We start from the raw sequence: 22,989 nt of genomic DNA, 5'->3' as shown, positions 1-22,989 counted from the left end.
TCTGCGATTTGATGCGCGCGCCAACGCTGCCGCCCCCGGCGGCCAATCGAAGAAGGAAGAAGCGGCGCAAAAGCCTGCTGCTGAGTTTTCTCGGCTTCAGCTTCGCAACGTTCGTCCTGCTGTTTCTCGCGGCATCGGCGGGCGCCGGCTTCCTGGTGTGGCAGGCGTCGCGCGATTTGCCCGACTACGAGAGCCTGTCGAAATACGAACCGCCGGTCATGACGCGCATTCATGCCCATGACGGATCGCTCATCGCCGAGTTCGCGCGCGAGCGGCGCATCTTCGTCCCGATCAATACTATTCCGAAGCGCATCATCGGCGCATTCCTGTCGGCGGAAGACCGCCGCTTCTACGATCACGGAGGCATCGATTTTCAGGGTGTCATGCGCGCCGTCTTCGCCGCCGTCGAATCGAAGGTTCACGGCTCGAACAAGCGCGCCCAGGGCGCGTCCACGATCACGCAGCAGGTCGCCAAGAACTTCCTGCTGACGAACGAGCGCTCGATCGAACGCAAGATCAAGGAAGCGATTCTGGCAGTTCGTATCGAGAGCGCCTATTCGAAGGACAAGATCCTCGAACTCTACCTCAACGAGATCTATCTCGGGATGAACTCCTATGGCGTTGGCGCGGCGGCGCTGACGTACTTCAACAAGGAGCTGAAAGATCTGACGATCGAGGAAGCCGCCTACCTCGCGGCGCTTCCCAAGGGCCCGAACAATTATCATCCCTTCCGGCAGAAAGCCCGAGCGACGGAACGGCGAAACTGGATCATCGGGGAGATGGCCGAGAACGGCTACATCACCGCCGAGGAGGGCGTGGCTGCAAAGCAGAAGCCGCTCGCCGTCAATCTCAGGCCCAGCGGCGCGCATATTTCGACGGCGGAGTTCTTCGCCGAGGAAGTGCGCCGGACGCTGCTTGCGCGCTATGGCGAAGACAAACTCTATGGCGGCGGGTTATCGGTCCGCACGACGCTCGATCCGCATCTGCAGCAGCTTGCGAAAAGCGCGCTGATCGATGGTCTCGTCAAATTCGACCGCAAGCGTGGCTGGCGCGGGCCGGTTTCGAAGATCGATATTTCCGGCGACTGGGGCGAGGCGCTCGGCGCGATCCGCAGTCCCGGCGACATTCAACCGTGGCGACTCGGCGTCGTTCTGGAAACCCAGAAGACGAAAGCCGTCATAGGCTTCAAGCCGGCCCGGCAGCAGGACGCCACCCTCGTCAAGGATCGCGAGGCGGTCGAAGTCTCGCTCGATGAGATGAAGTGGGCCGCCTATCAGAAGGGTGGAAAAAAGATCGATGCGAAGACGACGGGCGACATTCTGAAGCTCGGCGATGTCGTCTACGTCGCGCCGAAAGATCCGGCCAACATTCAAGGCGCGTGGTCGCTGATGCAAATTCCTGAAGTCGGCGGCGGGCTTGTCGCGATGGACCCCTATACGGGCCGCGTGCTCGCGGTCGCCGGCGGCTTCTCGTATGATCTCAGCCAGTTCGACCGCGTCATCCAGGCGAAACGGCAGCCGGGCTCGTCATTCAAACCGTTCGTTTATGCCGCTGCGATGGACAACGGCTATAAGCCGACGTCCATTATTCTCGATGCGCCGATCGAAATCGATCAGGGGCCGGGGCAGGACATCTGGAAACCCGAGAACTACGACGAAAAAGACGTTACGGGTCCGGAGACGCTGAGGTTCGGTGTTGAGCACTCGCGCAACCAGATGACGGTGCGGCTGGCGCAAGATCTCGGCATGCCTCTCATCATCGATTATGCCAAGCGCTTTGGCATCTACGACGACATGCTGCCGGTTCTGTCGATGTCGCTCGGCGCGGGCGAGACGACGCTTCTCAGAATGGCGACCGGCTATTGCAGGCTGGCAAACGGCGGTAAGGACGTGAAGTCGACGCTCATCGACCGCATTCAGGATCGCTACGGCCGCACCATCTGGCGGCACGACGAGCGCCAGTGCATGGGATGCACGGCCGATCGCTGGGCGAACCAGGCGGAGCCGGAATTGATCGACGACCGGCCGCAGGTCATCGATCCGCACACCGCCTATCAGGTGACATCGATTCTCGAAGGCGTCGTGCAGCGCGGCACAGGCAAGGTTCTGAAATCTCTCGACCGGCCGATCGCAGGCAAGACGGGCACGACGAACGAAGAAAAAGATGCGTGGTTCATCGGCTATACGCCGACGCTCGTGGTCGGCGTCTACGTCGGCTATGATACGCCGAAGCCGATGGGTAAGGGCAACACCGGCGGCCTGATCGCGGCGCCGATCTTCGGCGAATTTCTCAAGAACGCGATGGTCGATACGCCTCCGGCGCCATTCCGCGTGCCGCCTGGGATCAAATTCGTCCGCGTCGATTTGAAAACGGGCCTCAGAGCATCGGCCGACGACACCAATACAATCCTCGAAGCCTTCAAGCCGGACGAAGAGCCCGATGACGGCTATTCGATGATAGGTTTTGCGAATGCAACCGCCGATGCGTCGGCTTCCGCCGGGGCGAGCCCGTATCAGGCACCTCCACCTCCACCGGCCCCTCCGCCACAGCCGAGTGCACGCCAGGACGGTGGCCTCGCGCCGAACGGTTTCTGGTAACGACGCATTGCCGCGTGCCGGGCCTGCGCGTTTACAGCGGCTCGCGATCTCCCTATTACCTTCCGCCCACGCTCGTTATCATTCATGCCGGCCACTCGCCGGTTTCCGGAGGCTGCCCAATGCGCGCAGAAGCGCAAAAATTGTCCGACGACATCGAGGAGGCGATTGCCCTCCTGAGGAGGTCTCTTTGACTGGGAGACAGCCGAAGATCGTCTAGCTTCGCTCAACGCGAAGGCCGAAGACCCGAACCTTTGGTCGGATGCGAAAAACGCTCAGAAAGTCATGCGCCAGCGCCAGATGCTGGAGCGCGCGGTGGACGATTTCAAGCGTTTGCAGCGCGACTACGAGGATGCGTTGACGCTGATCGAGCTTGGCGAAGCCGAGAGCGACGAAGCGAGCATCAGTGAGGGCGAAGCGGCGTTGAAGCGCGTCGACCTCGAAGCGCATCGCCGTTCCGTCGAGGCCATGCTGTCGGGCGAAGCGGATGCGATGAGCACTTACGTCGAGGTGCACGCCGGCGCGGGCGGCACCGAGAGCCAGGACTGGGCGTCGATGCTGGCGCGCATGTACGCGCGCTGGGGCGAACGTCGCGGCTACAAGGTGAAGCTGATCGACGAAAGCCCGGGCGAAGAAGCGGGCATCAAATCGGCGACGTTCGAGATCGACGGCGATAACGCTTACGGCTGGCTGAAGACGGAAGCGGGCGTGCACCGGCTCGTTCGTATCTCGCCGTTCGATTCCAACGCGCGCCGCCACACGAGCTTTGCCTCGGTCACCGTCTATCCGGTGATCGACGACACGATCGAGGTCGATATCAATATGTCCGACGTCGACATTTCGTTCGCGCGATCGTCGGGCGCTGGCGGCCAGCACGTCAATCGTACGGAATCCGCCGTTCGGCTGGTTCATAGGCCTTCGGGCATTGTGATTTTCGCGCAGGAGCAGCGCTCGCAGCATCAGAACAAGGACATCGCGTTCAGACGCCTGAAGGCGCGGCTTTACGAGATGGAATTGAAGAAGCGCGAGGCCAAGGCTAATGCCGAGCAGGCGGCCAAGACGGACATCGGCTGGGGTCACCAGATCCGGTCCTACGTGTTGCAGCCGTATCAGCTTGTGAAAGATCTGAGGACGGGTGCGCAATCGACCAACCCGTCCGAGGTGCTGGATGGTGATATCGATCCGTTCATCGAATCGGCGCTGTCGCAGCGGCTCAAGGGCGGCGGCGAGGCGATCATCGTCGACGATCTCGATTAGGATCGTGCGCGAGGTGCGAGCTTTGGGCCGAACCTAAAGCTCGCCCGTCAGGAATTGCGCGCGTCCCAACCCGAACGACCAATCCTCGTCGGTGCACGTCACCATGTTGATCATGACGTCGGACGGCGCGATGCCGCAGCTCTTTTGCAATTCTTCGACGGTCAGCCGATAGAACTGTTCTTTCTGCTCGCGCGTGCGCGGGCGTGTCGTCACCTGGATCATGACGAACTTTTTGGTTCGCGGAATGTCGAGCCCGGTGTCTTCCATGATCATGGTCGCCGGATCGTGCTCGTGGACGATCTGATAGCGGTCGCGCTCCGGCACCTTTAAGGCCGCCAGCATCGCGCGATGGATAGCATCGAGAAGCGCCTTCTTCTCGTCCACGGTGCGGCCTTCGTAGAGATCGATGCGGAGCAGGGGCATGGGCAAAACCTTATGATGTGCCGGGGCGTTCTAGCACACCAGCGAACCCTGTTCGAGTGCGCCGCTTGCCGTGCCATGACAAGCCGGGCCTTCGCCGCAGGGCGGTTTAAAATTAAGGGTTCTCGCGCGGCGTTTATCGAAACGCCGAACCGCTAGGTGAAGAATAGAAGCTGCGCATCGGAGGCGTGGGTTTCAATTCCCACGGCGGGCGGCCTTCGTCGGAGGTATCGGTTGTGGTCGAGCTGCCGCCGTTCGCCGAAACGCCGAACTGGAAACCGCCAACGGCCTTATCGATATCTTGTTCGTCGGGAGCCTTGAAATTCGCCGAGCCGTCGGGATTGGTGCCACCAATCGACGTGGTCTCGAACGCGTAGGACGCGCCTGCAAGCGTCATCGCGGCTGCGAAGGCCGCGCTCGCGATGAGACGATGAATGCGCATGGATTTCTCCCCGCCTGCGTTGACGTGCACTTTAGCCAGGACTTATTCGGCGTTTGGGGACGTATGTTGGCGCAATCTCTCTTTTTTTCAAGGTGTTGCGCATTGGCTACGTTGACGGGCGTCCGCGAGCGCGGCGTTCGGCCTGTCAATCGGCGGCAATCGTGCTAAAGCCGCGAGGACTCGAACGTTTTCTGGACCTCCCGCCACCGATGCCTCCGCCCGACCGTCTGCAACTCATTTCATCCGACGGGTTTCGCGATTATGCGCTTCTCGATTGCGGCGCGGGCCGAAAGCTCGAGCGCTTCGGCGCGATTGTCGTTGACCGGCCGGAGCCGCAGGCGCTCTGGCGCGCCAAGCTTGCGAAATCGGAATGGTCGAAAGCGCATGCGGTTTTTTCAGCCTCGGGCGAGGATGACGAAAAGGGAAAGTGGCGCGTCGACAAGCCGGTTCCCGACGCTTGGCCGGTGCGAATATCGCTTTCTTCCGGCGTGCCGGAGTCTGGCGGATCACCCCGCCCCCAACCCCTCCCCGTTAGCGGGAGGGGGAGTGACGCGACAGCCGGCGGCGTTACGATGCTCTGCAAACTCGCGGGGCTTTGGCATCTCGGACTGTTTCCGGAGCAATATCCGCACTGGCAGTGGATGATCGACCGGATCGCGGCCGTAAAAGGCGAGACGCCGCGCGTGCTCAATCTTTTCGGATATACGGGCGCTGCGTCGTTGATCGCCGCGAAGGCCGGAGCCGAGGTGACGCACGTCGATGCGTCGAAGAAAGCCATCCAGTGGGGCAAGGAAAACCAGTCCGCATCCAAGCTCGATGCAGCCAAGGTCCGCTGGCTCATTGACGACGCCGCGAAGTTCGTCGCGCGCGAGGTTCGCCGGGGTAAGACCTATCATGTCATTCTTGTCGATCCGCCGAAGTTCGGACGCGGGCCGGAGGGCGAAGTGTGGGATCTGTTCAAGAACCTGCCCGACCTGCTTGGCGATGTTGCGAAGCTTTTGGCGCCGAAGGACGCAGCGATGGTGCTGACGGTTTACGCGATCCGCGCGTCGGCGCTGGCGTTCGATCAGTTGCTGCGCGACGCGCTGAATGGCAAAGGCGGAAGCTTCGAAAGCGGTGAACTCGCGATCCGGTCGCAAAGCGGATCGCTTGTTCCGACGTCGCTGTTCGTGCGCTGGAACGGTCAACCATGAACGCGCCGAAGACGATCACCAGCCTGACGAATGATCGCGTGAAAGCGATCCGTGCGCTCGAAATGCGCAAGGTGCGTAAAGAGACCGGGCTGTTCGTTGCCGAAGGCGTTTCGCTTCTCATCACCGCGCGCGATAATGGCTACGTGCCTGAAACACTTGTCTATCAGGCGGGTACGGCGGAGAGCGGCATTGCGCGCGGGCTCGTGACACATGCCCTCAACGCGGGCGCGGAGGTTCTCGAGGTTTCCGAAGCCGTTCTCGGCAAGCTCGCGTCGAAGGACAATCCGCAAACTGTGCTCGGCGTTTTCCGGCAGCGTTTCGCAGACTTTCCCGATGTCGCGAAGATCGGCACCGGCGAAACGTGGCTCGCGCTTGAGGAAATTCGCGATCCGGGCAATCTCGGTACGATCATCCGGACGGCGGATGCCGTCGGATGTGCGGGTGTCATTCTCGTCGGGACGACGTGTGACCCGTATTCGCTCGAAGCCATCCGCGCGACGATGGGTTCGATATTCGCCGTGCCGATCGCGAAGACGGATCGCGCCGCGTTTCTGGACCTTCAGAAGGCATGGCATGGCGACGTGATCGGCACGCATCTCGATGCGCGCGAGGATTTCCGCGCCTCGGATTACAAAGGTCCTCAGCTGATCGTCATGGGCGGGGAAGGGCCGGGCCTGTCCAGCAGCGCCGCAGCCTTATGCACGAAGCTTGTCAAGATTCCGATGGCTGGAAATCTCGATTCCCTCAATCTCGCGATCGCGACGGCGCTGACGCTCTATCAGGTCCGCGGACCGCAGCTGAAGCTTTGATCCCATGCGCATCGAATACCATCGGACCCTGATCGCCGACACGGTCCGGAACGAGGCATTTTTCCGCGCGCTCAAGTCGGTCATCGAGCCCGGCAAAACGATCGTCGCCGACATCGGCGCGGGGACCGGACTTCTTGGGCTGATGGCGACGAAGCTCGGAGCGAAAGAGGTCTTCCTGTTCGAGACGGCCGAGGTTGCGGGCGTTGCGGCGCAGGTTCTCAAGGCGAACAAAGCCAAGCGCTGCCATGTCATTCCGTGCCACTCGACGGAATTCGACGACAAGCTTGCGGTCGATGTCATCGTTTCGGAAACGCTCGGCAACTACGCGCTCGAAGAAAACATCATCGCGACGCTCGCCGACGCACGGCAGCGATTTCTGAAGCCCGGCGGCGTGATCATTCCGTCGCGCATCGCGCAGTTCATCGCACCGGTCATCGCACCACGCATCGATCAGGAACTCCGTGCGTGGGAGCGCGTCGGTCACGGGCTCGATCTGTCGCCTGCACAGACGATGACGCTGAACAATGTCTACGTGCGGCTTCTGAAACCGGCCGAGCTTCTCGATAACGGATCGAGCGCTGTTCAATGGGACATGGTCGATCTCACGCGCGAAACGCGCGCCAAGCGCAAGGGGCAAGCCGAGTGGCGCGTTGCGGCACCGGCGACGATCTATGGCTTCGCGGTCTGGTGGACCGCTGAGCTTCGTTCCGGGATCTCGCTTTCGACGGCACCCTCGGCGCCGCGCACGCACTGGGAGCAGCTTTATTTTCCGCTAGCCGCGCCGATTGAGGCCAAGGCACGCGAGCAGCTTGTCGTCGAGCTTCGCTCCAACTCATCAGAAGAAGGCGGGACCCATCTCGCCTGGACGGCGATCCACAGAAATGCGCAAGGCACTGTGGTCAATCGGCACGCGCACGATCTCAATAAGGGCTATCTGCCTTGAGAAGCGCACCTGACGCCCCCAATTATCCGTGGCTCGCCGCCTGGCCAATCGAAAGGATACGCCTGTCATGATGGTTCTCGTCGTCGGTCTGATTCTGTTTTTGGGTGTTCATCTGGTGCCGACGTCGCCGGAGCTTCGCGATGGCCTCAAGGAGCGAATCGGCGAGGTGCCGTACAAGGTCATCTTTTCGCTGCTCTCGCTGATCGGGTTCGTCGTCATCGTGCTCGGCTTCCACAAGCTGCAGCTTCATCCCGGCAAGAATCCCATTCTGTGGGACCCGCCGACTTGGACGCGCCACATTGCAGTCGCGTTGATGCTGCCGGCGATGATCCTGCTCGTTGCGTCGGTCATCCCGTCGCGCATCCGGACGGCGGTCAGGCATCCGATGCTCATTGCCATCAAGACGTGGGCATTCGCGCATCTGATCGCGAACGGCGATCTCGGCGCGCTGCTGCTGTTCGGGTCATTCCTCGCCTTCGCAGTCTATGACCGCATCTCGGTGAAGAAGCGCGGCGCGCAGGGACCGCTCGGCAACGCGACGCCCTCAAGCCCGATCAACGATGTGATCGTCGTCGTTGTCGGCGTCGCGCTTTATGCGGCACTGCTCTATGGCGGCCATCAGTGGCTGATCGGCGTGTCGCCAATTCCGGCGCTCGGCTGACGTCCATGCTCACGCGGCGACGGAAGCGGATGGCTTCCTCTTCCGGACCACGGCCGTTATGGCGATCGTGATCCAGGCGCCGATCGCGAGCAACCACGCCAGCGGATCGATGACGTAGTCCCAGAGGTTGAGGCTGCGGCCGGCGCCGAGCAAAAATCCGAGAATGGCGACGTTCAGCGTGGCGACAACGAAAAAGCAACGTCGGTAGAGAGCGTAGGCGAGAAGAAGAGCGAGCAGCAGCGGCAGCACACAGCCGCTATAGCCGAGTATGTATGTATCGTAGTTCAGGAAGCCGATCGCGCCGGGATAGAGCAGCGCGCCGGTGAGAACGAGCATCGCGGTGCCGAAGCGGAACTCGCGGCGATCGTCGAACCGGCGCCCGGTCGTGGCGCAGATCGCGAAGAGCACGAGCAGCAAAAGACCCGGCGCCGAAGGCCGCTCGATGGCCGAAACGATCCAGTCAAAAGCGGAGCGCGTCGAAATCGAGATCAACAGGGCGGCCACGATTGCCAGAAGACCGATTGCGATGCGCTTGCCCGGACTGAGGCGCACGATATGGCTTAATGCTGCCGCGGCTATGAAAACCAGCAAGCCTGCACTCGATCGATCGAGAAGGTAGTCGACAGTGGAGATCATTTCTGTTCGGCCGATCGTTCGAGGTTATGTTCTATCCAGGCGCTGGAAACGCGCACGTGATCGATGATGTGCTGCGGCGGAGGACGCGAAAAAACAACGTCAAACTGACCTGGCTCGGACTCGAGAAGGAATGGGTAAGCGGTGGCGTCGCCTTTGAGCTGAGCGTTCTTTTCCACGAGCGTACCAATCCTGCGAAAGCTCGTTCCGTCGAGGTTCGAGAACGCGAGCTTGACGTTGGATTCGTCTTCCGGATCGTCGTTGAACGCGAGGAGAATGCGGGTGTCGTCATAGCGTATCGCGGCGATGGGGCCGCCGGGGTTCGGAAGATCGATCGGGGTCGGCGGCGTCCAGGTGCGTCCGGCATCCGTGGTGCGCGTGATGAGGATACTCTGCGGACGGAAGCTGTTCAGACGGCGCACGAAGGCGATCGCCGTCGTCGGTCCCGTCGGAACGATCGCGGGCTGGTAGCCGACGGTTCCACCGTTCCCCATGCGCAGCTTGTCGATGACGCGACCGTTGCTATCGAGAACGAGCATGATCGGATATTTGCGGTTCATCTCGTGATAGGCGGGCAGCGCGACGCGATCGCCGGAGAGCCGGAGCGGCAATGACTTCGTCAGATGCGACATGTTCAGGAATGGCGCCGCGTAGAGCCGTTGCGCCGGTCCCCATGTCTGGCCATTGTCGGTACTGCGGACCAGTATGATCTCGCACGTCGCCCAGCCGCTCAGGCGCGAGGCGGCGAAGAACAGCCAGATCTCGTTCTCAGAGCGCCGGAACGCGACGGGATTGGCGAGCGACTTGACCGTCAAGCCGATGTCGCGCGTGACCGTGTTGCTGTTCTTGACGACGGCAGTCGGCGACCAGCGATTGCCGTCGAAGCGTGCGGAGACGATTTCCGCGTTGGCGGCGCCTTCGTAGACGGCGCGATACCAGAATGCGAGCAGGCCGGTCGGCGTTTGGATCAGCGATGGACCGTGAACGAAATCTTTTTCATCAGGCGGGGTGATGGTCTCGGCCCGGATTTCGAGATCGCCACGCACCGGCGCTTGCGGCACATCGACGATGAACGTCCATGGCTCAACGCGATTTGCCATTTTGTAGATAAGAAGCGCCGACAGCACGACCGAACAGCCAACAGCCGCCCACGTTGCCCATGTTGTGGTTGTGTGCTGATCCACCAATCCCATCCACGTTCGAGTGTCGCGGGCGGGTATATGCCGGCGCGGTCCGCTGTCAACGAAGGGACGCGACGCGCCCGTCTGTTCAGCAAGGAAATCATGGGCCGATGAGGCCGTTTTGTCACTTCGTCAGAACGACGAACTCCGTGCCGCTGCCGTTTTCATGGTCCGGCAGTTCGCGGTCTGAAACAATGAGAGAGGCGCCGGGGCGCGCACGCTCGGAAATCAACGACAAGATGTCGTCCGGTATCGTGAATGCGGACAGCGCGGCCGACGCCATTCTGACGCTCAGATTGCCGGTCGGAGCTGCTTCCTCACCACGGCGGTTGCGAGCATCGTCGAGGAACGTTTTTCCGCCGGCCGGAAGCTGAGCGCTGACCAATCGCCAGTCGAAGGTGTTGGGGTCCTCGCCGTAGCGCATTGCGGTGAAGACGTGCGTGCCGACGGGACCGGGAAGCGGCGCGATCGCGATCGGCGCTTCGAGAACGGGTTCGGTCCCTTGCCGGACGTAGATCCGTTGTGCGCGCAGGCTGACGAGCACCGAAATCGATTTAGAAAGGAGACGGACATCATTGTTCGCATCCGCCAGCTCGCGTTTTGCGGACATGAGATCGGTTTGCGTGTCGCGCAGCGCAGCCGACGCGTTGTCGCGTCCGGCCTTCGCCGCCGAAAAGCGGGCCTGAACTTCCGCGAAGCTCCATTCGGTTTTAGCAGCATTGGTGCGCGCGTCGTCGGCATTTCGCGTCGCCTGAAGCACGGCATTCTCGAGGTCGGCTTCGCGATTGACCGCATCGTTCGAGCTGAGAGCCGATCCCGCAGCGGAGTCCGACATGAACGTCGCGAATGCGCGGATGGCATCCTGCTGCTTCAATTCCGCAGTTCTGACAGCGGCTCTTAGAGGCTCGCCGTCGCGTTGGGCATCCTGAAGCTGCCGTTCGGCTTGTGCGAATTCCTTCGCGGTTTCGTCGGCCTTGGCGAGCGCCGCCGTCTGTGCCGCCTCGGCCGATTTCAGTGAGGCTTGCAGGCGCGTCACACGTTCTTGCGTCAACTGATCGGCTTCGACGCGCGTCGTCGGCCGGCGCTGCGGATCACGCGGCATGTCGGCGACGGCGCGTGCAAGCGCCGGTGAAATTCCGATCAGCAGCGGAAGGTCGGGTAGCGCATCGGTCGTCGTGTCGTCGGGCTTATCGTTGACGGCGACGCGCGGATGCCCGGACGATCCGAGCTTCATCGCGGTCTTGTCGTCGAGCGGCAGCGGCTTGAAGAGTTTCGGGCTGCTGAAAGCAACCGGCTCGGCATCCGTCGCGGTGACGACGACGCGACCGCCGAGTTTGGTCATTCCGTAAAGCGTTCGGGCGAAGCTGTGCGGCAAGCGAATGCAGCCGTGCGATGCGCGGTAGCCCGGAACGACGCCGGCGTGCAACGCGATACCGGACCACGTCAGCCGCTCCATGTACGGCATTTCGGCGCCGGAATAGATGTTGCTGTGATGCTGAACCTTTTTTTCGAGAATAGAGAAGACGCCGGTCGGCGTTGCGAAGCCCGGGCGGCCGCTCGATATGCGCGATGACGTGATCTCGCCGTCAATATCGTACACGCGCAGGCGTTGATTTCTGATCGATGCGACGATGATCAGCGGGGAATTCGATCGCGGCGCGGCGACCGTCTCCTGGGCTTTCGGCGATTTCGGCTTGGCGATTGCAGCGGGGGCGATCACAACGGGAGCGGCAAGGACGGCCAGAGCGACGCCAATAGCCGTAACGGCGTGGCACTTTCCCTGACACAACTGTTTGCCCAAGCGACGCACGCAACCTCACCTGACGCCGAACCGAACCCGTCACTGACGCGAGACTGAAGAAACGTCTATCGTCAGCACCCATAAGCTCGTTATCAGACCGCGATCGGGAGCGGCAACGAATGTCGCAGCAACGTGTGCACGTAAGCTCTAATCTGTTGCATGAACTCCACGTTTTGCCGTGTGAACGGCGCTTGCTGTGCATAGCCTGTGGTTAATTCGCGATTTTGCTAGACTTTGCGATATGCGTGCACCGACCACCCGGTTCCGGGTTCAGAAACTTCATTCAGCAAACCGTTTCGGGTAATATGCACCGCTCGCTCGGCGGTCCCAATGATTGCCGCGACGATCGGAGGCTAATGTCGATCCACTTCAAGCATCGCCGGATGATGGCGCCCGATATTGCCGCTCGCAAAGGCGGCGAGCCCATCGTGGCATTGACGTCCTATCACGCGCACACGGCCGCAATTGCCGACAATCACTGCGATTTCCTGCTGGTCGGCGATAGTCTCGGCATGGTCATGCACGGCTATGAATCGACCGTGCCAGTGCCGCTCGAGCTGATGGTCATGCATGGACGCGCCGTGGTCAGAGGATCGAAGAAGGCGCTTGTCGTGATCGACATGCCGTTCGGCACTTACGAGGAAAGCCCGGCCGTCGCATTCCGGAATGCGGCTCGGGTGATGAAGGAGACCGACTGCGGCGCGGTCAAGCTCGAAGGCGGGCGGCGCATGGCCGAGACCGTGCGCTATCTCGTGGACCGCGGCATCCCGGTGATGGCGCATATCGGATTGACGCCGCAATCGGTCAACGTGCTCGGCGGATTCAAAACGCAGGGGCGGACCGTCGATCAATGGGCCGCGATCGAGGAGGATGCCCGCCTCGTCGCCGAAGCCGGAGCCTTTGCGGTCGTGCTCGAAGCCATGGCGGCGCCTCTTGCTGAGCGCATCACGAAGTCCATTCCCATTCCAACGATCGGGATCGGTGCGTCGCCCGGCTGCGACGGGCAGATCCTGGTTATGGAGGATATGCTCGGCCTGTCGCCGAACGTTCCGAAATTCGTGAAGAAATTCGGGGCGATAGGGGGCGCGATCGACCGCGCGATCGGCGCTTATGCCGCCGAAGTCCGGGCCAGAACATTTCCCGCACCCGAACACACTTATACAATCAAAGGCGAGAACGAGCCCGCCGCCGCCCCTCAACGGGCCACGAAAAAGCCGAAGACTCCGAGCACTTAGCTCCGAGGGACGTTCCGGAATTCACTGTCCAATGCCGCCGAATGCGGGGCGGGGCTTGCTCCGGGCGGCTGCTTCGCTATCTATGCCCCCGACGTGGGATCGGCCTTGAGGCCTCTCCCGCACGTGACGATTGGGAATTGCCGGAGCTTAGGGACATACGATGGCCGATCAACAGGACAGTCTGCTGCGCGAAGTCGAGGAGGAAATCCGCCGCGAGCAGATGGCGAAGCTTTGGCAACGCTATAGCGGGTTGGTCATCGCCGTAGTGGTGCTCATCCCGGTGGCGGTTATGGGCTATAAATTTTTAGAGAACCGGCGCATCGCCGCCGAGCAGACCGCCGGAGCGGACTACACGGCCGCAGAAACGCTCAGCGATAACAAAAAGAAGGACGAAGCCGAGGCGGCTTATAAGAAGCTCGCCGACCAGGGACCGTCTGGATATGGCTCGCTGGCGAAGATGCAACTGGCCGCCGCCCAGGCCAAAGATGGCAAGACCGCCGATGCGATCGCGACCTATGACGCCCTCGGGAAGGACTCGGGTGCGGATAATCTGTTGAAAAGCTTTGCACAACTCCAGGCGGCATCGCTTCGGATGCCGGATGCCGACTATGCAGAGATCCAGAATCGTTTGACACCACTTGCTGGCGACGATGCGCCGTTCGGCAAAAGCGCGCGCGAACTGCTGGGCGTCGCCGCCTATAAGGCCGGGAAATATGACGAGGCACGAAAGTATCTGGAACCGCTGCTGATTGATCCCAATGTTTCCGAGGCGCTGCAAGAGCGTGTGAAGGTGTTGATGTCGGGCATTGCGGCGGCCGAGGTTGGAAGCAGCACGAAGGCGTCCGATGCGGGTGCGCCAAAGGCGTCTGAGGCCGACGCGCCGAAGGCAGCCGCAAGCGGCACAGCGGACGAGGGAAAGCCGGCCGAAGCGGCTGCAAGTCCGAAAGCCGATGCGGCGACGGGAACTGAAACGAAGAAGTAACGGCGACGTGGCGGGAGAGGAGAGCAGGGCTTGAGCAGGGGGGGAAACGACAAGCGCCATTGCGTGTTGCCGCTTCTTGCGGCAGTCGTCGCAGGGACCTTGCTCGCTGGATGCGCGGGCGGTGGCCCGAGCTTGCCAAAAATGTCCGAGCTCAATCCCTTCAAAACCAAGCAGCAGCCTCTTCCAGGACGACGCGTCCCCGTCATCGAGACGACGGAAAGCCTTTCCGACAATCTCGCTGACGCCGATAAACCGATCGTGATGCCGCCCATGCGCTCCAACGATGCGTGGTCTCAGCCCGGCGGAGAACCAAACAACGTTCCCGGCAACCTCGCGCTCGCGGGCGCGGTGCATCAGGCTTGGAGTGCCAATGTCGGTGAGGGGTCGTCCAAGACCGGGCGCGTGTCGGTCAGCCCCATCGTCTATGACGGCCGAGTCTATGCGCTCGACGCCGCAGCCAATCTTTCGGCGTTCTCGCTAACGGGAAGCAAGGTCTTTTCAATCTCGACAAAGCCCGAAGGAACCGTCGGGCTCGGCGGATATGGCGGCGGACTTGCCGCCGAAAACGGCCGGCTCTATGTCGCCAACGGCTACGGCATGGTCGCCGCCGTCGATCCGCAGTCTGGAAAAACGATCTGGACCAAGAACCTCGACGTGCCGGTTCGTGCCGCGCCGACCGCCGTCGGCGATCGTCTCTATGTCATCACGATCGATGGACGCTTCTATTGCCTGAGCGGCATCGACGGCGCTGAAGTCTGGACCGCGCGCGGCTTGCCGCAAACGGCCAGTCTCATGACCTCGACCAGTCCAGCGGTCGAGGGGGACATTGTCGTCGTGCCGTATCCATCGGGCGACATCATTGCCTACAAGACTTCGGACGGCTCGGCGGTGTGGACCGAAAATCTTTCGCGCACCCGCCAGACGTCGCAGATCGCCTCGATGAGCGACGCGGCACGCCCAGCGATCGACAAAGGCGTTGTTTTCGCGGTCGGTCATGCCGGGCGCATGATCGCGGCCCAGGCCAAGAACGGCGACCGCCTGTGGTCGGCAACAATCCCGAGTTCGCAACCGCCCTGCGTCGCCGGAGATACGGTCTTCGTCGTCGATACGGCCGGACGGCTGCTGGCGCTGGCGCGCTCGACCGGCAAGACGAAGTGGACGGTGAAGCTGCCGGACGCCAAGTCCTGGGCGGGGCCGGTGCTCGCCGGGGACAAGCTGTGGCTCGTCTCGAGTGCGGGCCAGGTGGTGGGTGTCGACGGGACGACCGGCAAGCTCGACAGCCAGATCAGCATCGGGGAAGCGTCCTATATCCCGCCGATCGTGGCCCAGAGCCGCATGTTCGTGCTTACCGACGCGGCGAAACTGATCGCCCTGAACTAGGAATTGGGCTAGAGACCGTCCGGACGGTCGCCGCCGAATGCGCGCGAACGCATTCGCATCTCTGTTAATCATATGACGGCCAATCCTTGAAGCTTGAAACTCAACCTCCCGTGGTCGCCATTGTCGGGCGCCCCAATGTCGGCAAGTCGACGCTGTTCAACCGCTTGACCGGAACGCGGGCGGCGCTCGTTTCCGACCTGCCCGGGCTCACGCGTGACCGGCGCGATGGCATTACCGAAATTTTTGACGTTAAGCTTCGTCTTATCGATACCGCTGGTCTTGAGGACGCGCGCCAGGGCACGATCGCCGATCGCATGCGCAAGCAGACCGAACAGGCGATCGAGGCAGCGGACCTCGTGCTTTTCGTGGTCGACGCGCGCGTCGGCATCACGGCGGCCGACAGCTCCTTCGCGCGGATCGCCCGCCAGTCGGGGAAGCCTGTCGTTCTTGTCGCGAACAAAGCCGAGGGCCACAAGGGCACCGATGGCGTTCTCGACGCCTTTTCGCTTGGCCTCGGCGCTCCGATTGCGATTTCGGCAGAGCACGGCGAGGGCATCGGCGACCTTGCGAACGACATCTTCGCGGCGCTGGGTCTGAAAATTCCGAAAACGGGCAAGAAGGGTCGCGAAGACGACGACGATCACGACGAACCAGTCGACGCCAAGATGATTCCAGTGGCGCCGCCGCGCCCGATCCGGGTCGCCATCGTCGGCCGTCCGAATGCAGGAAAATCGACGCTCGTCAACGCGCTGCTCGGCGAGGACCGGATGATCACCGGGCCTGAACCGGGCCTGACGCGCGACAGTGTCGCGAGCGAACTCACCTACAAGGGGCAATCGATCCTGCTGTTCGATACGGCGGGCCTCAGACGCAAGGCGAAGATCAGCGAGACGGCGGAGAAGCTCGCGGCCAGCGATGCCGTTCGCGCCATCCGATTTGCCGAAGTCGTCGTGCTGCTGATCGATGCGGAGCGTCCGTTCGAGCATCAGGATCTGACGATTGGCCATCGTGTCACGGAAGAGGGACGCGCGCTCGTCGTCGCGATCAACAAGTGGGATCTCATTCCTGAGAAGCAGAAGATGCTTCGCGAACTGAAGAAAACGGTCGCCGAGAGCCTGGCGCAGGTTCCGAACGTATCCGTCGTCGCCATCTCGGCGCGTTCGGAAAGCGGACTCGATCAATTGATGTCGGCGATCATGAAGACGCACGCGACATGGAACCGTCGCGTCTCAACACCTCGGCTCAATCGCTGGCTCGAAGAGGCGCTGAGCCGGCACGCGCCGCCAGCCGCATCCGGCAGGCGCATCAAAATCCGTTACATAACGCAACCGTCAACGCGACCACCGACGTTCGTGGCATTCTGCCAGCGTGCCGACGCGTTGCCAAAGTCCTACCTGAAGTATCTCATGAACTCGTTGCGCGAAGCCTTTGATCTGCCCGGCGTGCCAATTCGCTTAAGCCTGAGGAAAGGCGAAAATCCTTACGCCAAAAAATAACTCAAATCCGGATCATGCGTTGCGATAGTGCGCACTCAGGCTACCGAAGGTCAGACATCTGGTGTCGGCCGCCCGGGCGGGGTAAATTTACGATTCAGATCAAAGATAGGAAGTGACAGGGACCATTGATGACAAAGTTTGAAACGGTGTTGGCGGCTGCCACAGTGGTGGTCGGCGCATTCATTCTGACGGCGCCGGCAATGGCATACTCGGCCAAGGTTCGGAACGCGTGCGCGGGCGATTATCAGAACTTCTGCGCCCAGTATGCGCCGAACAGCACGGAACTGCGCCGCTGCTTCGAGAGCAACAGAAAGGGCCTCACGCGCACATGCGTGACCGCACTCGTCGATGCCGGTGAAGTGCCGGCCCGATATCGGAAGAAGAAATAGGCGGGATGACATCGCAGCGGGCGGGAGCACAGTGGCGAACCGTAAGAAGGCCACCGCACTCACCGCCCACACGGGCGTCAGCTCCAAGAACCAAGCGCCGCTCCGGATAGAGCTAGATGGGTGATGCGGGATAGACTTCAAGAGCTGGACTTGTCGAGGTCGAGCATTCGCTGATGGACGTCTATTTTTATCACCTCGAACATCAGACGCTTGAACGCGTGCTGCCAAGTCTTCTCGAAAAGACTCTGGCGCGCGGTTGGCGTGCGGTTGTGCAGGCGGGAAGCGAAGATCGTCTCGAGGCGCTCGATCTCGCGCTCTGGACGTATGACGACGAGAGCTTCCTGGCGCATGGCACGGCGCGCATCGGACACGCGAATTTGCAGCCCGTCTACTTGACGCTCGGTCATGAAAATCCCAACGGCGCTGGCGTGCGCTTTTTCGTCGATGGCGCGGAGGCCGACACCTTCGCGGGTGCCGAGCGCTTCGTCTATGTCTTCGACGGACACGATGCTGAGGCGCTGGCGTCGGCGCGCGGACAATGGACTGCGGCGAAAGCTGCGGGTTGCACCGTCGCCTATTGGCAGCAATCGGCAAGCGGACGTTGGGAGCAGAAAGCCTAACCCAATCGCATCGCCTCATCGCATTGAACGTGATGCATTTCCATCAGCCTTCCGGTCGCCGACAATGAACTATCGCCACGGCTATCATGCTGGGAATTTCGCCGATGTGGTGAAGCACGTCGTGCTGGCGCGCGTGCTGACGTACATGAGGCAGAAGCCGCGCCCGTTTCGTGTCATCGATACGCATGCGGGCGCGGGCCGTTACGATCTCGCGGGACAGGAAGCGGGCAAGACAGGCGAATGGCAGGACGGGATTGGCCGCGTCTTCGATGCCGAGTTCGCGACAGATGTCGCTGAACTCCTCGCGCCCTATCTCGATGCGGTGCGCGCCGACAACGAGAGCGGCAAGCTTGAGGTTTATCCGGGGAGTTCGTTGATTGCGCGCCGGATCATGCGGGCGGACGATGTGCTGGTCGCCAACGAACTCAATGCGTCGGAATTCGAGCGTCTCAAACGCGAACTCGGGCGTGCAAAGACTACGACCGTTCTCAACATCGATGCATGGCACGCGGTCAAATCGCTGCTGCCTCCGAAAGAGCGGCGCGCGGTCATTCTGATCGATCCGCCCTTCGAAGCAAAAACCGAGTTCGCCGACCTTATCGCGGGCGTGCGAGACGCGATGGTGCGATTTCAGGACGGCGTGTACCTGATCTGGTATCCGTTGAAGGATGCGGAGGCCGCAGACAGCTTCGTGGCGACCGCGACGGCGCGGCCGGGTCTCGAATTCCTCGACGTCCGGCTTGCGGTTTGCCACGCATTTCCGGGGCTTGGCCTGACGGCGACGGGGCTACTGGTTCTCAATCCGCCTTATCTGCTGCGCGGCGAGCTCGAGACCGTACTGCCGGCTCTGCGCGATTGCATGGCGGAAGGGGAAGGCAGCTCCTTCCATCTCAGAGACGTCGTTCAATAGTCGTAATCTGCATTGCTCCGCAGCATTTTGCCTTGCACAAAAGAACCAATTACGAGATAAATTGCCGCACGCTAAGGCGGGCATCGGCGTGCCGGCTCTCCGTCGCGTTCAGGAATCCGGTCGCGTTGATACGAGCCGGGGAACGTGATCGGGTTGTTGCGCTCCGGCGTCCGTCCCCGGCGATCGGTACAGGGCTCATGGGAAAAGAGCCCGAAGCCGAGCGCCGGATTGCGCCAGGAGACGACGCATGCGCCAAACAGGTACCGTTAAGTTCTACAATTCCCAAAAAGGTTATGGTTTCATCAAGCCCGACGCCGGGGGCAATGACGTGTTCGTTCATGTCACTGCTGTCGAGAGATCGGGCATCGGTGAGTTGAACGAGGGTATGCGGATCTCATTCGAGACCGAACCCGATAAGCGCGGTAAAGGCCCAAAGGCTGTCGACCTGCAAAAGTCTGGTTGACCTGCCTAGGCGTTGATCGCCCTGCGTCGCGTATCATGCTGCGGCGCGGGCCTGCACTGATCTCGCGCAAGTTTTGCGCGATGACGGCTTCGTGCGGCGGCGAACTTGCTGGCGCGAAACGCGCGCATCATCAGCGATCGGTTGTCTGACCGTGGCTCCATGGCCGCAGCCTATGGAAAGCTGTGCGTTCAGCCGGTCTCGCAACACCAGCAAACAATTTCAGCGCTAATGTCGTTTGAAGGCAAGCCTCAGGGCTTTGCTTGGTTTGGAGGAGCCAGTTCGAGACTGTCGCGAGGCTCGGTCGGCGCGTTCCATTGCGCGAACCGAGGGGGGCTTGGCTCGAATTGCGAAACAGGGAGAAAGCGATGAAGACACTCGTGCGTATGGGGATGATCGTTGCTGCCGGACTCGCGGTCGCTTCGACGGAGGCGTCGGCCAAGTGCGTGCTGGCGGGTGGTCAGGCGACAATGGTGACGCTCGATCTCGCCAAGTACATGTCGAATGCCGCCTTGAAAAATTCGATCAACGCGCATGGCTGGACCGCGCACGGCGCCGTCCGGACGCGATGCGATACGTCGTCGGTCGGCTTGCCGCATTGCGTGTCGCGCCAGAAAGCTTGCGGTTGACGCAGCCGGTCTGCCGGCGTCGAACGAAAAAGAAAAAGCCCGCTGGAGATCATCCAGCGGGCTTCACATTTATCTGACTTTATCTGGCGAGTTTCGCTCAGGTTTTTGCCATGGCGTTGCGGATCGCGCCAACGATGGCCATCAGGACACCGCCGCCGACACCGCCGCCAAGAACCTGCGTGATGATGCTCATCGGATCCAATGACCCGCCCGCGACCGCCGTGTGGAATACCTGTTCGAGAATCTGGCCGCCGATGCCGCCGCCGACGATGCCTGCGATCGAGTTTCCGAGTGTGCCAAGGCTCAAATTCTTAAGCAGTCCGCCGGCAACGTTGCCGCCAACCGCTCCGCTGATCAATTGAATGAGTAGGGTCGCGATATCCATAATGACGTCTCCACGAGTGCGACAGCAACCCCGCGATATTTCGCATTTGAGCTGCCGCCATTTGAATAGTCCCCAACAGTGGGAATCGTATCACACGTCCTGTGACAATCCGTACAACTCGTCCTTGCGAGCGTCATGTTTCCGGCAGATGAGTGGTGGATAAGATACAGCCTTGCCGGAATTGGCGACCGCAACCATTTCTTGAGGGAGTTCAACGACAATTCCGGTATTCTGCGGCGTGTCGTGGGCGACGCAACCGCGGCGGCAGAGAGAGGTCTCTTCGATGACGTTCAAGTTCGTTTCAGCCGTGCTGTTCGGTGGGTTGCTGGTTTGCGTCGCGGCGCCCGTGAGTGCCCAGCAAAAGGGCTATCAGAACGCTGCCCAGGGAGACGGATATACAATTCGCCGTAAGCGTGGGGGTTATTCTTACGGCTACGGCGACTCCATCAATACCGACGCTCGCGGCAAGGCCGGCGGCTCGGGTTATCGCGATCCGCGCCTTTACCGGCAATCGCCGGGCGGTCCCTTCGATTCCGGATTCTTCTTCGATTCCGGCGTTGGAAGTCCTTATGGTGGCCAAGCTCCCTACATGCACTGATCTGCGGTAGCGGGTTTCCTCTCGCTGCTTCGGCTCGTTCAGAGCGCAGCGGAAAGCTGTGGGCGACGGGCAACAAAGTGTCGACAAGTCCATAGGTTGCTAAAGTCGCCCTCGTCCTGCCACTGTACCGTCAATATAACGATGGGCAGGATTGGGTGGGTATCACGGGGGTCTATCAGTATGCGCGCTATCTTCAACCTCGTTGCGGCCGGTGCAACGGCGGCCGCTTTCATCGCCGCGGTGTCGCTGCCGGCGACGGCTGCGTGTAAGCGGTACGGCTTCACCGTCAATGACTACGGCAAGGACGGCCCGACGAAAGACGCGAAATCGCTGCTCGACAAAATGATCGCGACGAAGATGTCGGAGCAGGGGATCAAGGACTTTCATACCGGCAAGAAAAGCGTCTCGTGTGATCTGTTTCTGAACTTCATCGTCTTCGACGAGCACACCTGCACGGCGCAGGCTACGGTGTGCTGGGGTGGATCGCAGCTGCCGAAATCCGAAGAAACGGCTGCTGCCGATGACGCCGCCGGTGCGGAGCCGCAGAAAGCCGCAGCGGACGCAAGCGAGCCCAACGCGTCGAAGAAAAAGGATGTCGCTAAGAAGCCGGAGTCTGCGGCGGAAAAGAAAAAGTCGGCGAACGTAAAGACGATCGCTGATCCGAAGAAGCCGGTGGAGCACGCTCAGCACACGAGCGCGCCGTCCGAGGCTTCGGCAAAGGCATCCGTTTCTCCGTCTGAGGCTGCGCCGTCGAACGAAGCGCCGACAGCCGACGCAGCGGCGAAGCCCGAGCATTCGACGCATTCCGCGAAGCCGGTTGAGACGGGTTCGCTGAATGACGAGGCGAAGAAGCCCGCGCATCACAATAAGGAAAAAGCCGCGCCGGAAAGCAACGACGGTCCGCCGGTGAAGCTCGATAATGCTGACGGTTATCCGACGCCGGAAGCGCCGCAGCAGGACGGCGCGCAGTAAGACGTCGTCAAATCGCGTAGGTTTTTCGAATGGTGCTTGAGGATGTCCTTGGGCGCCATTCGTGTTTTGGGGCTTGCTTTGGAGTTTGGCTGATGCGTCGGCTGAGCGAACGTTGCGGTGGTTGCCGTCGCGCTAAGCCGTGACGCGGATTTCGGCGAGTTTCATCTCGATGATCTCGCGGTTGAACGGCTTCAGCAGGAAGCTGTCGGCACCGGCGGCCATCGCACGCTTGATCTCGTGCGGCTCGTTTTCGGTCACGACGTAGATGATGTAGGGCCGCTGCGTCAGCGGCAGCGTACGCAGCTTGGCGATGAACTCGATGCTATTCGTATCGGGCAGGCGCCAGTCGACGAGAATATAATCAGGTGATTCCGTTCGCAGGCGTTCGAACGCGGCGACAGGGCCGTCAGCTTCGCTGACCCGGAAACCCAGGTTCTCGAAAATGAGCCTGGTGAACTTCCGAATGATATCGGAATCATCGACGATGAAGCAGTGCAGCATGGGCATGGTGTCTCGCACAATCTTACGTAGATTGCCCCGTAAACACTTAAGGTGCCGTTAAGCTCTGAGGCACGTTTTGGGCAGCCGCGCTTTTCCGCAATCTCCCGGGCATCGTCATTCGGGCTTTGCGACGAGAAGAATGTCGGCGCCGTCCTTCATGATCTCCAGCCGCATGCCGGCCGTCGGCGCGATGCGCCAAGTGTAATAGGCCTGTATCGACATGGCATCGAGCGCCAGCGGATTGCCGGCGACGAAATCGGTCAGATACTGCGGTGGCCGAGCGCTCGTGCCTTTGCATCGGATCAAAAAGCTCGGTTGCTCGAAGGAACCTGCGATCGCCACGTCGATGTCGCCGCCGCGCGGTAGCGCCGTGACGGCAGAGGCGATGAGATTGAGCAGCAGTTTGACCTTGTCCTTGGCGACAAAGCCCGGGGCGCCGCGCCAGATCAACTTGTGCTTTCCCTGCGTGATTTTCACGAAGCCGCGGGAAATCTTCTC

25 protein-coding genes are annotated in these 22,989 nt (G+C 61.3%); 17 read left to right on the top strand and 8 right to left on the bottom strand.

What is annotated here, in order from left to right; genetic code table 11:
• Nucleotides 1–11: 11 nt before the first annotated feature.
• A complete protein-coding gene (locus tag WC026_RS11865) occupies nucleotides 12–2,597 on the top strand; it encodes a penicillin-binding protein 1A (RefSeq protein WP_372711183.1) in 2,586 nt (861 codons plus the stop codon).
• A 119-nt stretch (nucleotides 2,598–2,716) separates the two neighbouring features.
• Nucleotides 2,717–3,851 (top strand): peptide chain release factor 2 gene (gene prfB / locus WC026_RS11860; RefSeq protein WP_372711182.1). Its coding sequence is split into 2 segments (ribosomal slippage): nucleotides 2,717–2,785 and nucleotides 2,787–3,851, totalling 1,134 coding nucleotides; the frame shifts between segments, so codons are not numbered across the junction.
• Between the two features lie 33 nt (nucleotides 3,852–3,884).
• On the opposite strand, the gene WC026_RS11855 is transcribed toward prfB, so the two are convergent.
• Both WC026_RS11855 and WC026_RS11850 read right to left on the bottom strand, forming a co-directional pair.
• Nucleotides 3,885–4,274, bottom strand: a complete 390-nt coding sequence (locus WC026_RS11855) for a tautomerase family protein (RefSeq protein ID WP_372711181.1) — start codon at nucleotides 4,272–4,274, stop codon at nucleotides 3,885–3,887.
• 133 nt (nucleotides 4,275–4,407) lie between these two features.
• Nucleotides 4,408–4,713, bottom strand: coding sequence for a hypothetical protein (locus tag WC026_RS11850; RefSeq protein WP_372711180.1), 306 nt, complete (start codon nucleotides 4,711–4,713; stop codon nucleotides 4,408–4,410).
• 209 nt (nucleotides 4,714–4,922) lie between these two features.
• Here WC026_RS11850 and WC026_RS11845 point away from each other — a divergent pair, with 209 nt between their 5' ends.
• From WC026_RS11845 to WC026_RS11830, 4 genes are all read left to right on the top strand, one after another.
• Nucleotides 4,923–5,906 carry a class I SAM-dependent methyltransferase gene (locus WC026_RS11845; RefSeq protein WP_372711204.1) on the top strand — a complete coding sequence of 328 codons (984 nt, stop codon included), beginning with the start codon at nucleotides 4,923–4,925 and terminating at the stop codon, nucleotides 5,904–5,906.
• Nucleotides 5,903–6,715 carry a TrmH family RNA methyltransferase gene (locus WC026_RS11840; RefSeq protein ID WP_372711179.1) on the top strand — a complete coding sequence of 271 codons (813 nt, stop codon included), beginning with the start codon at nucleotides 5,903–5,905 and terminating at the stop codon, nucleotides 6,713–6,715. Before WC026_RS11845 ends, WC026_RS11840 begins: the two co-directional genes overlap by 4 nt.
• Nucleotides 6,716–6,719: 4 nt before the next feature.
• Nucleotides 6,720–7,658: a 50S ribosomal protein L11 methyltransferase gene (locus WC026_RS11835; RefSeq protein WP_372711178.1), complete on the top strand. Its 939-nt coding sequence runs from the start codon at nucleotides 6,720–6,722 to the stop codon at nucleotides 7,656–7,658.
• A 67-nt stretch (nucleotides 7,659–7,725) separates the two neighbouring features.
• Nucleotides 7,726–8,319 carry an NnrU family protein gene (locus WC026_RS11830; protein ID WP_372711177.1) on the top strand — a complete coding sequence of 198 codons (594 nt, stop codon included), beginning with the start codon at nucleotides 7,726–7,728 and terminating at the stop codon, nucleotides 8,317–8,319.
• 9 nt (nucleotides 8,320–8,328) lie between these two features.
• On the opposite strand, the gene WC026_RS11825 is transcribed toward WC026_RS11830, so the two are convergent.
• The 3 genes from WC026_RS11825 to WC026_RS11815 form a co-directional block, all read right to left on the bottom strand.
• Nucleotides 8,329–8,955: a hypothetical protein gene (locus WC026_RS11825; RefSeq protein ID WP_372711176.1), complete on the bottom strand. Its 627-nt coding sequence runs from the start codon at nucleotides 8,953–8,955 to the stop codon at nucleotides 8,329–8,331.
• On the bottom strand, nucleotides 8,952–10,145 hold the full coding sequence (locus WC026_RS11820) for an exo-alpha-sialidase (protein ID WP_372711175.1): 1,194 nt from the start codon (nucleotides 10,143–10,145) through the stop codon (nucleotides 8,952–8,954). Before WC026_RS11820 ends, WC026_RS11825 begins: the two co-directional genes overlap by 4 nt.
• 112 nt (nucleotides 10,146–10,257) lie before the next feature.
• Nucleotides 10,258–11,943: a L,D-transpeptidase family protein gene (locus WC026_RS11815; RefSeq protein WP_372711174.1), complete on the bottom strand. Its 1,686-nt coding sequence runs from the start codon at nucleotides 11,941–11,943 to the stop codon at nucleotides 10,258–10,260.
• A 347-nt stretch (nucleotides 11,944–12,290) separates the two neighbouring features.
• Between WC026_RS11815 and panB the strand changes: the two genes are divergently transcribed.
• From panB to WC026_RS11770, 9 genes are all read left to right on the top strand, one after another.
• Complete coding sequence (panB, locus tag WC026_RS11810; RefSeq protein WP_372711173.1) at nucleotides 12,291–13,169, top strand: 3-methyl-2-oxobutanoate hydroxymethyltransferase; 879 nt, start codon at nucleotides 12,291–12,293, stop codon at nucleotides 13,167–13,169.
• Between the two features lie 160 nt (nucleotides 13,170–13,329).
• Nucleotides 13,330–14,151: a tetratricopeptide repeat protein gene (locus WC026_RS11805; protein WP_372711172.1), complete on the top strand. Its 822-nt coding sequence runs from the start codon at nucleotides 13,330–13,332 to the stop codon at nucleotides 14,149–14,151.
• Nucleotides 14,152–14,292: 141 nt separating this feature from the next.
• Nucleotides 14,293–15,531 (top strand): PQQ-binding-like beta-propeller repeat protein, encoded by a 1,239-nt coding sequence (locus WC026_RS11800; RefSeq protein WP_372711171.1) that lies wholly within the window; start codon nucleotides 14,293–14,295, stop codon nucleotides 15,529–15,531.
• Nucleotides 15,532–15,617: 86 nt separating this feature from the next.
• Complete coding sequence (gene der / locus WC026_RS11795; protein ID WP_372711170.1) at nucleotides 15,618–17,027, top strand: ribosome biogenesis GTPase Der; 1,410 nt, start codon at nucleotides 15,618–15,620, stop codon at nucleotides 17,025–17,027.
• A 128-nt stretch (nucleotides 17,028–17,155) separates the two neighbouring features.
• On the top strand, nucleotides 17,156–17,416 hold the full coding sequence (locus tag WC026_RS11790) for a hypothetical protein (RefSeq protein ID WP_372711169.1): 261 nt from the start codon (nucleotides 17,156–17,158) through the stop codon (nucleotides 17,414–17,416).
• 173 nt (nucleotides 17,417–17,589) lie between these two features.
• Nucleotides 17,590–18,036 carry a DNA polymerase III subunit chi gene (locus WC026_RS11785; RefSeq protein WP_372711168.1) on the top strand — a complete coding sequence of 149 codons (447 nt, stop codon included), beginning with the start codon at nucleotides 17,590–17,592 and terminating at the stop codon, nucleotides 18,034–18,036.
• 64 nt (nucleotides 18,037–18,100) lie between these two features.
• Entirely contained in the window at nucleotides 18,101–18,946 is an 846-nt protein-coding gene (locus WC026_RS11780) for a 23S rRNA (adenine(2030)-N(6))-methyltransferase RlmJ (protein ID WP_372711167.1), read from the top strand.
• A 247-nt stretch (nucleotides 18,947–19,193) separates the two neighbouring features.
• Nucleotides 19,194–19,409 carry a cold-shock protein gene (locus WC026_RS11775; RefSeq protein ID WP_372711166.1) on the top strand — a complete coding sequence of 72 codons (216 nt, stop codon included), beginning with the start codon at nucleotides 19,194–19,196 and terminating at the stop codon, nucleotides 19,407–19,409.
• Between the two features lie 365 nt (nucleotides 19,410–19,774).
• Nucleotides 19,775–20,035 (top strand): hypothetical protein, encoded by a 261-nt coding sequence (locus tag WC026_RS11770; RefSeq protein WP_372711165.1) that lies wholly within the window; start codon nucleotides 19,775–19,777, stop codon nucleotides 20,033–20,035.
• A 97-nt stretch (nucleotides 20,036–20,132) separates the two neighbouring features.
• On the opposite strand, the gene WC026_RS11765 is transcribed toward WC026_RS11770, so the two are convergent.
• Complete coding sequence (locus tag WC026_RS11765) at nucleotides 20,133–20,420, bottom strand: hypothetical protein (RefSeq protein WP_372711164.1); 288 nt, start codon at nucleotides 20,418–20,420, stop codon at nucleotides 20,133–20,135.
• A 283-nt stretch (nucleotides 20,421–20,703) separates the two neighbouring features.
• Here WC026_RS11765 and WC026_RS11760 point away from each other — a divergent pair, with 283 nt between their 5' ends.
• Both WC026_RS11760 and WC026_RS11755 read left to right on the top strand, forming a co-directional pair.
• Entirely contained in the window at nucleotides 20,704–21,018 is a 315-nt protein-coding gene (locus WC026_RS11760; RefSeq protein WP_372711163.1) for a hypothetical protein, read from the top strand.
• A 180-nt stretch (nucleotides 21,019–21,198) separates the two neighbouring features.
• Nucleotides 21,199–21,990, top strand: coding sequence for a hypothetical protein (locus tag WC026_RS11755; RefSeq protein ID WP_372711162.1), 792 nt, complete (start codon nucleotides 21,199–21,201; stop codon nucleotides 21,988–21,990).
• A gap of 132 nt (nucleotides 21,991–22,122) precedes the next feature.
• On the opposite strand, the gene WC026_RS11750 is transcribed toward WC026_RS11755, so the two are convergent.
• On the bottom strand, nucleotides 22,123–22,497 hold the full coding sequence (locus tag WC026_RS11750; RefSeq protein ID WP_372711161.1) for a response regulator: 375 nt from the start codon (nucleotides 22,495–22,497) through the stop codon (nucleotides 22,123–22,125).
• Between the two features lie 108 nt (nucleotides 22,498–22,605).
• On the bottom strand, nucleotides 22,606–22,989 hold a 384-nt coding region (locus WC026_RS11745; protein ID WP_372711160.1), incomplete at its 5' end, for a histidine phosphotransferase family protein.

Origin of the sequence: Hyphomicrobium sp., assembly GCF_041674905.1 — a bacterium.
In the GTDB taxonomy this organism is placed as follows: Bacteria; Pseudomonadota; Alphaproteobacteria; order Rhizobiales; family Hyphomicrobiaceae; genus Hyphomicrobium_B.
This window is presented reverse-complemented; position numbering and strand designations above follow the sequence as displayed.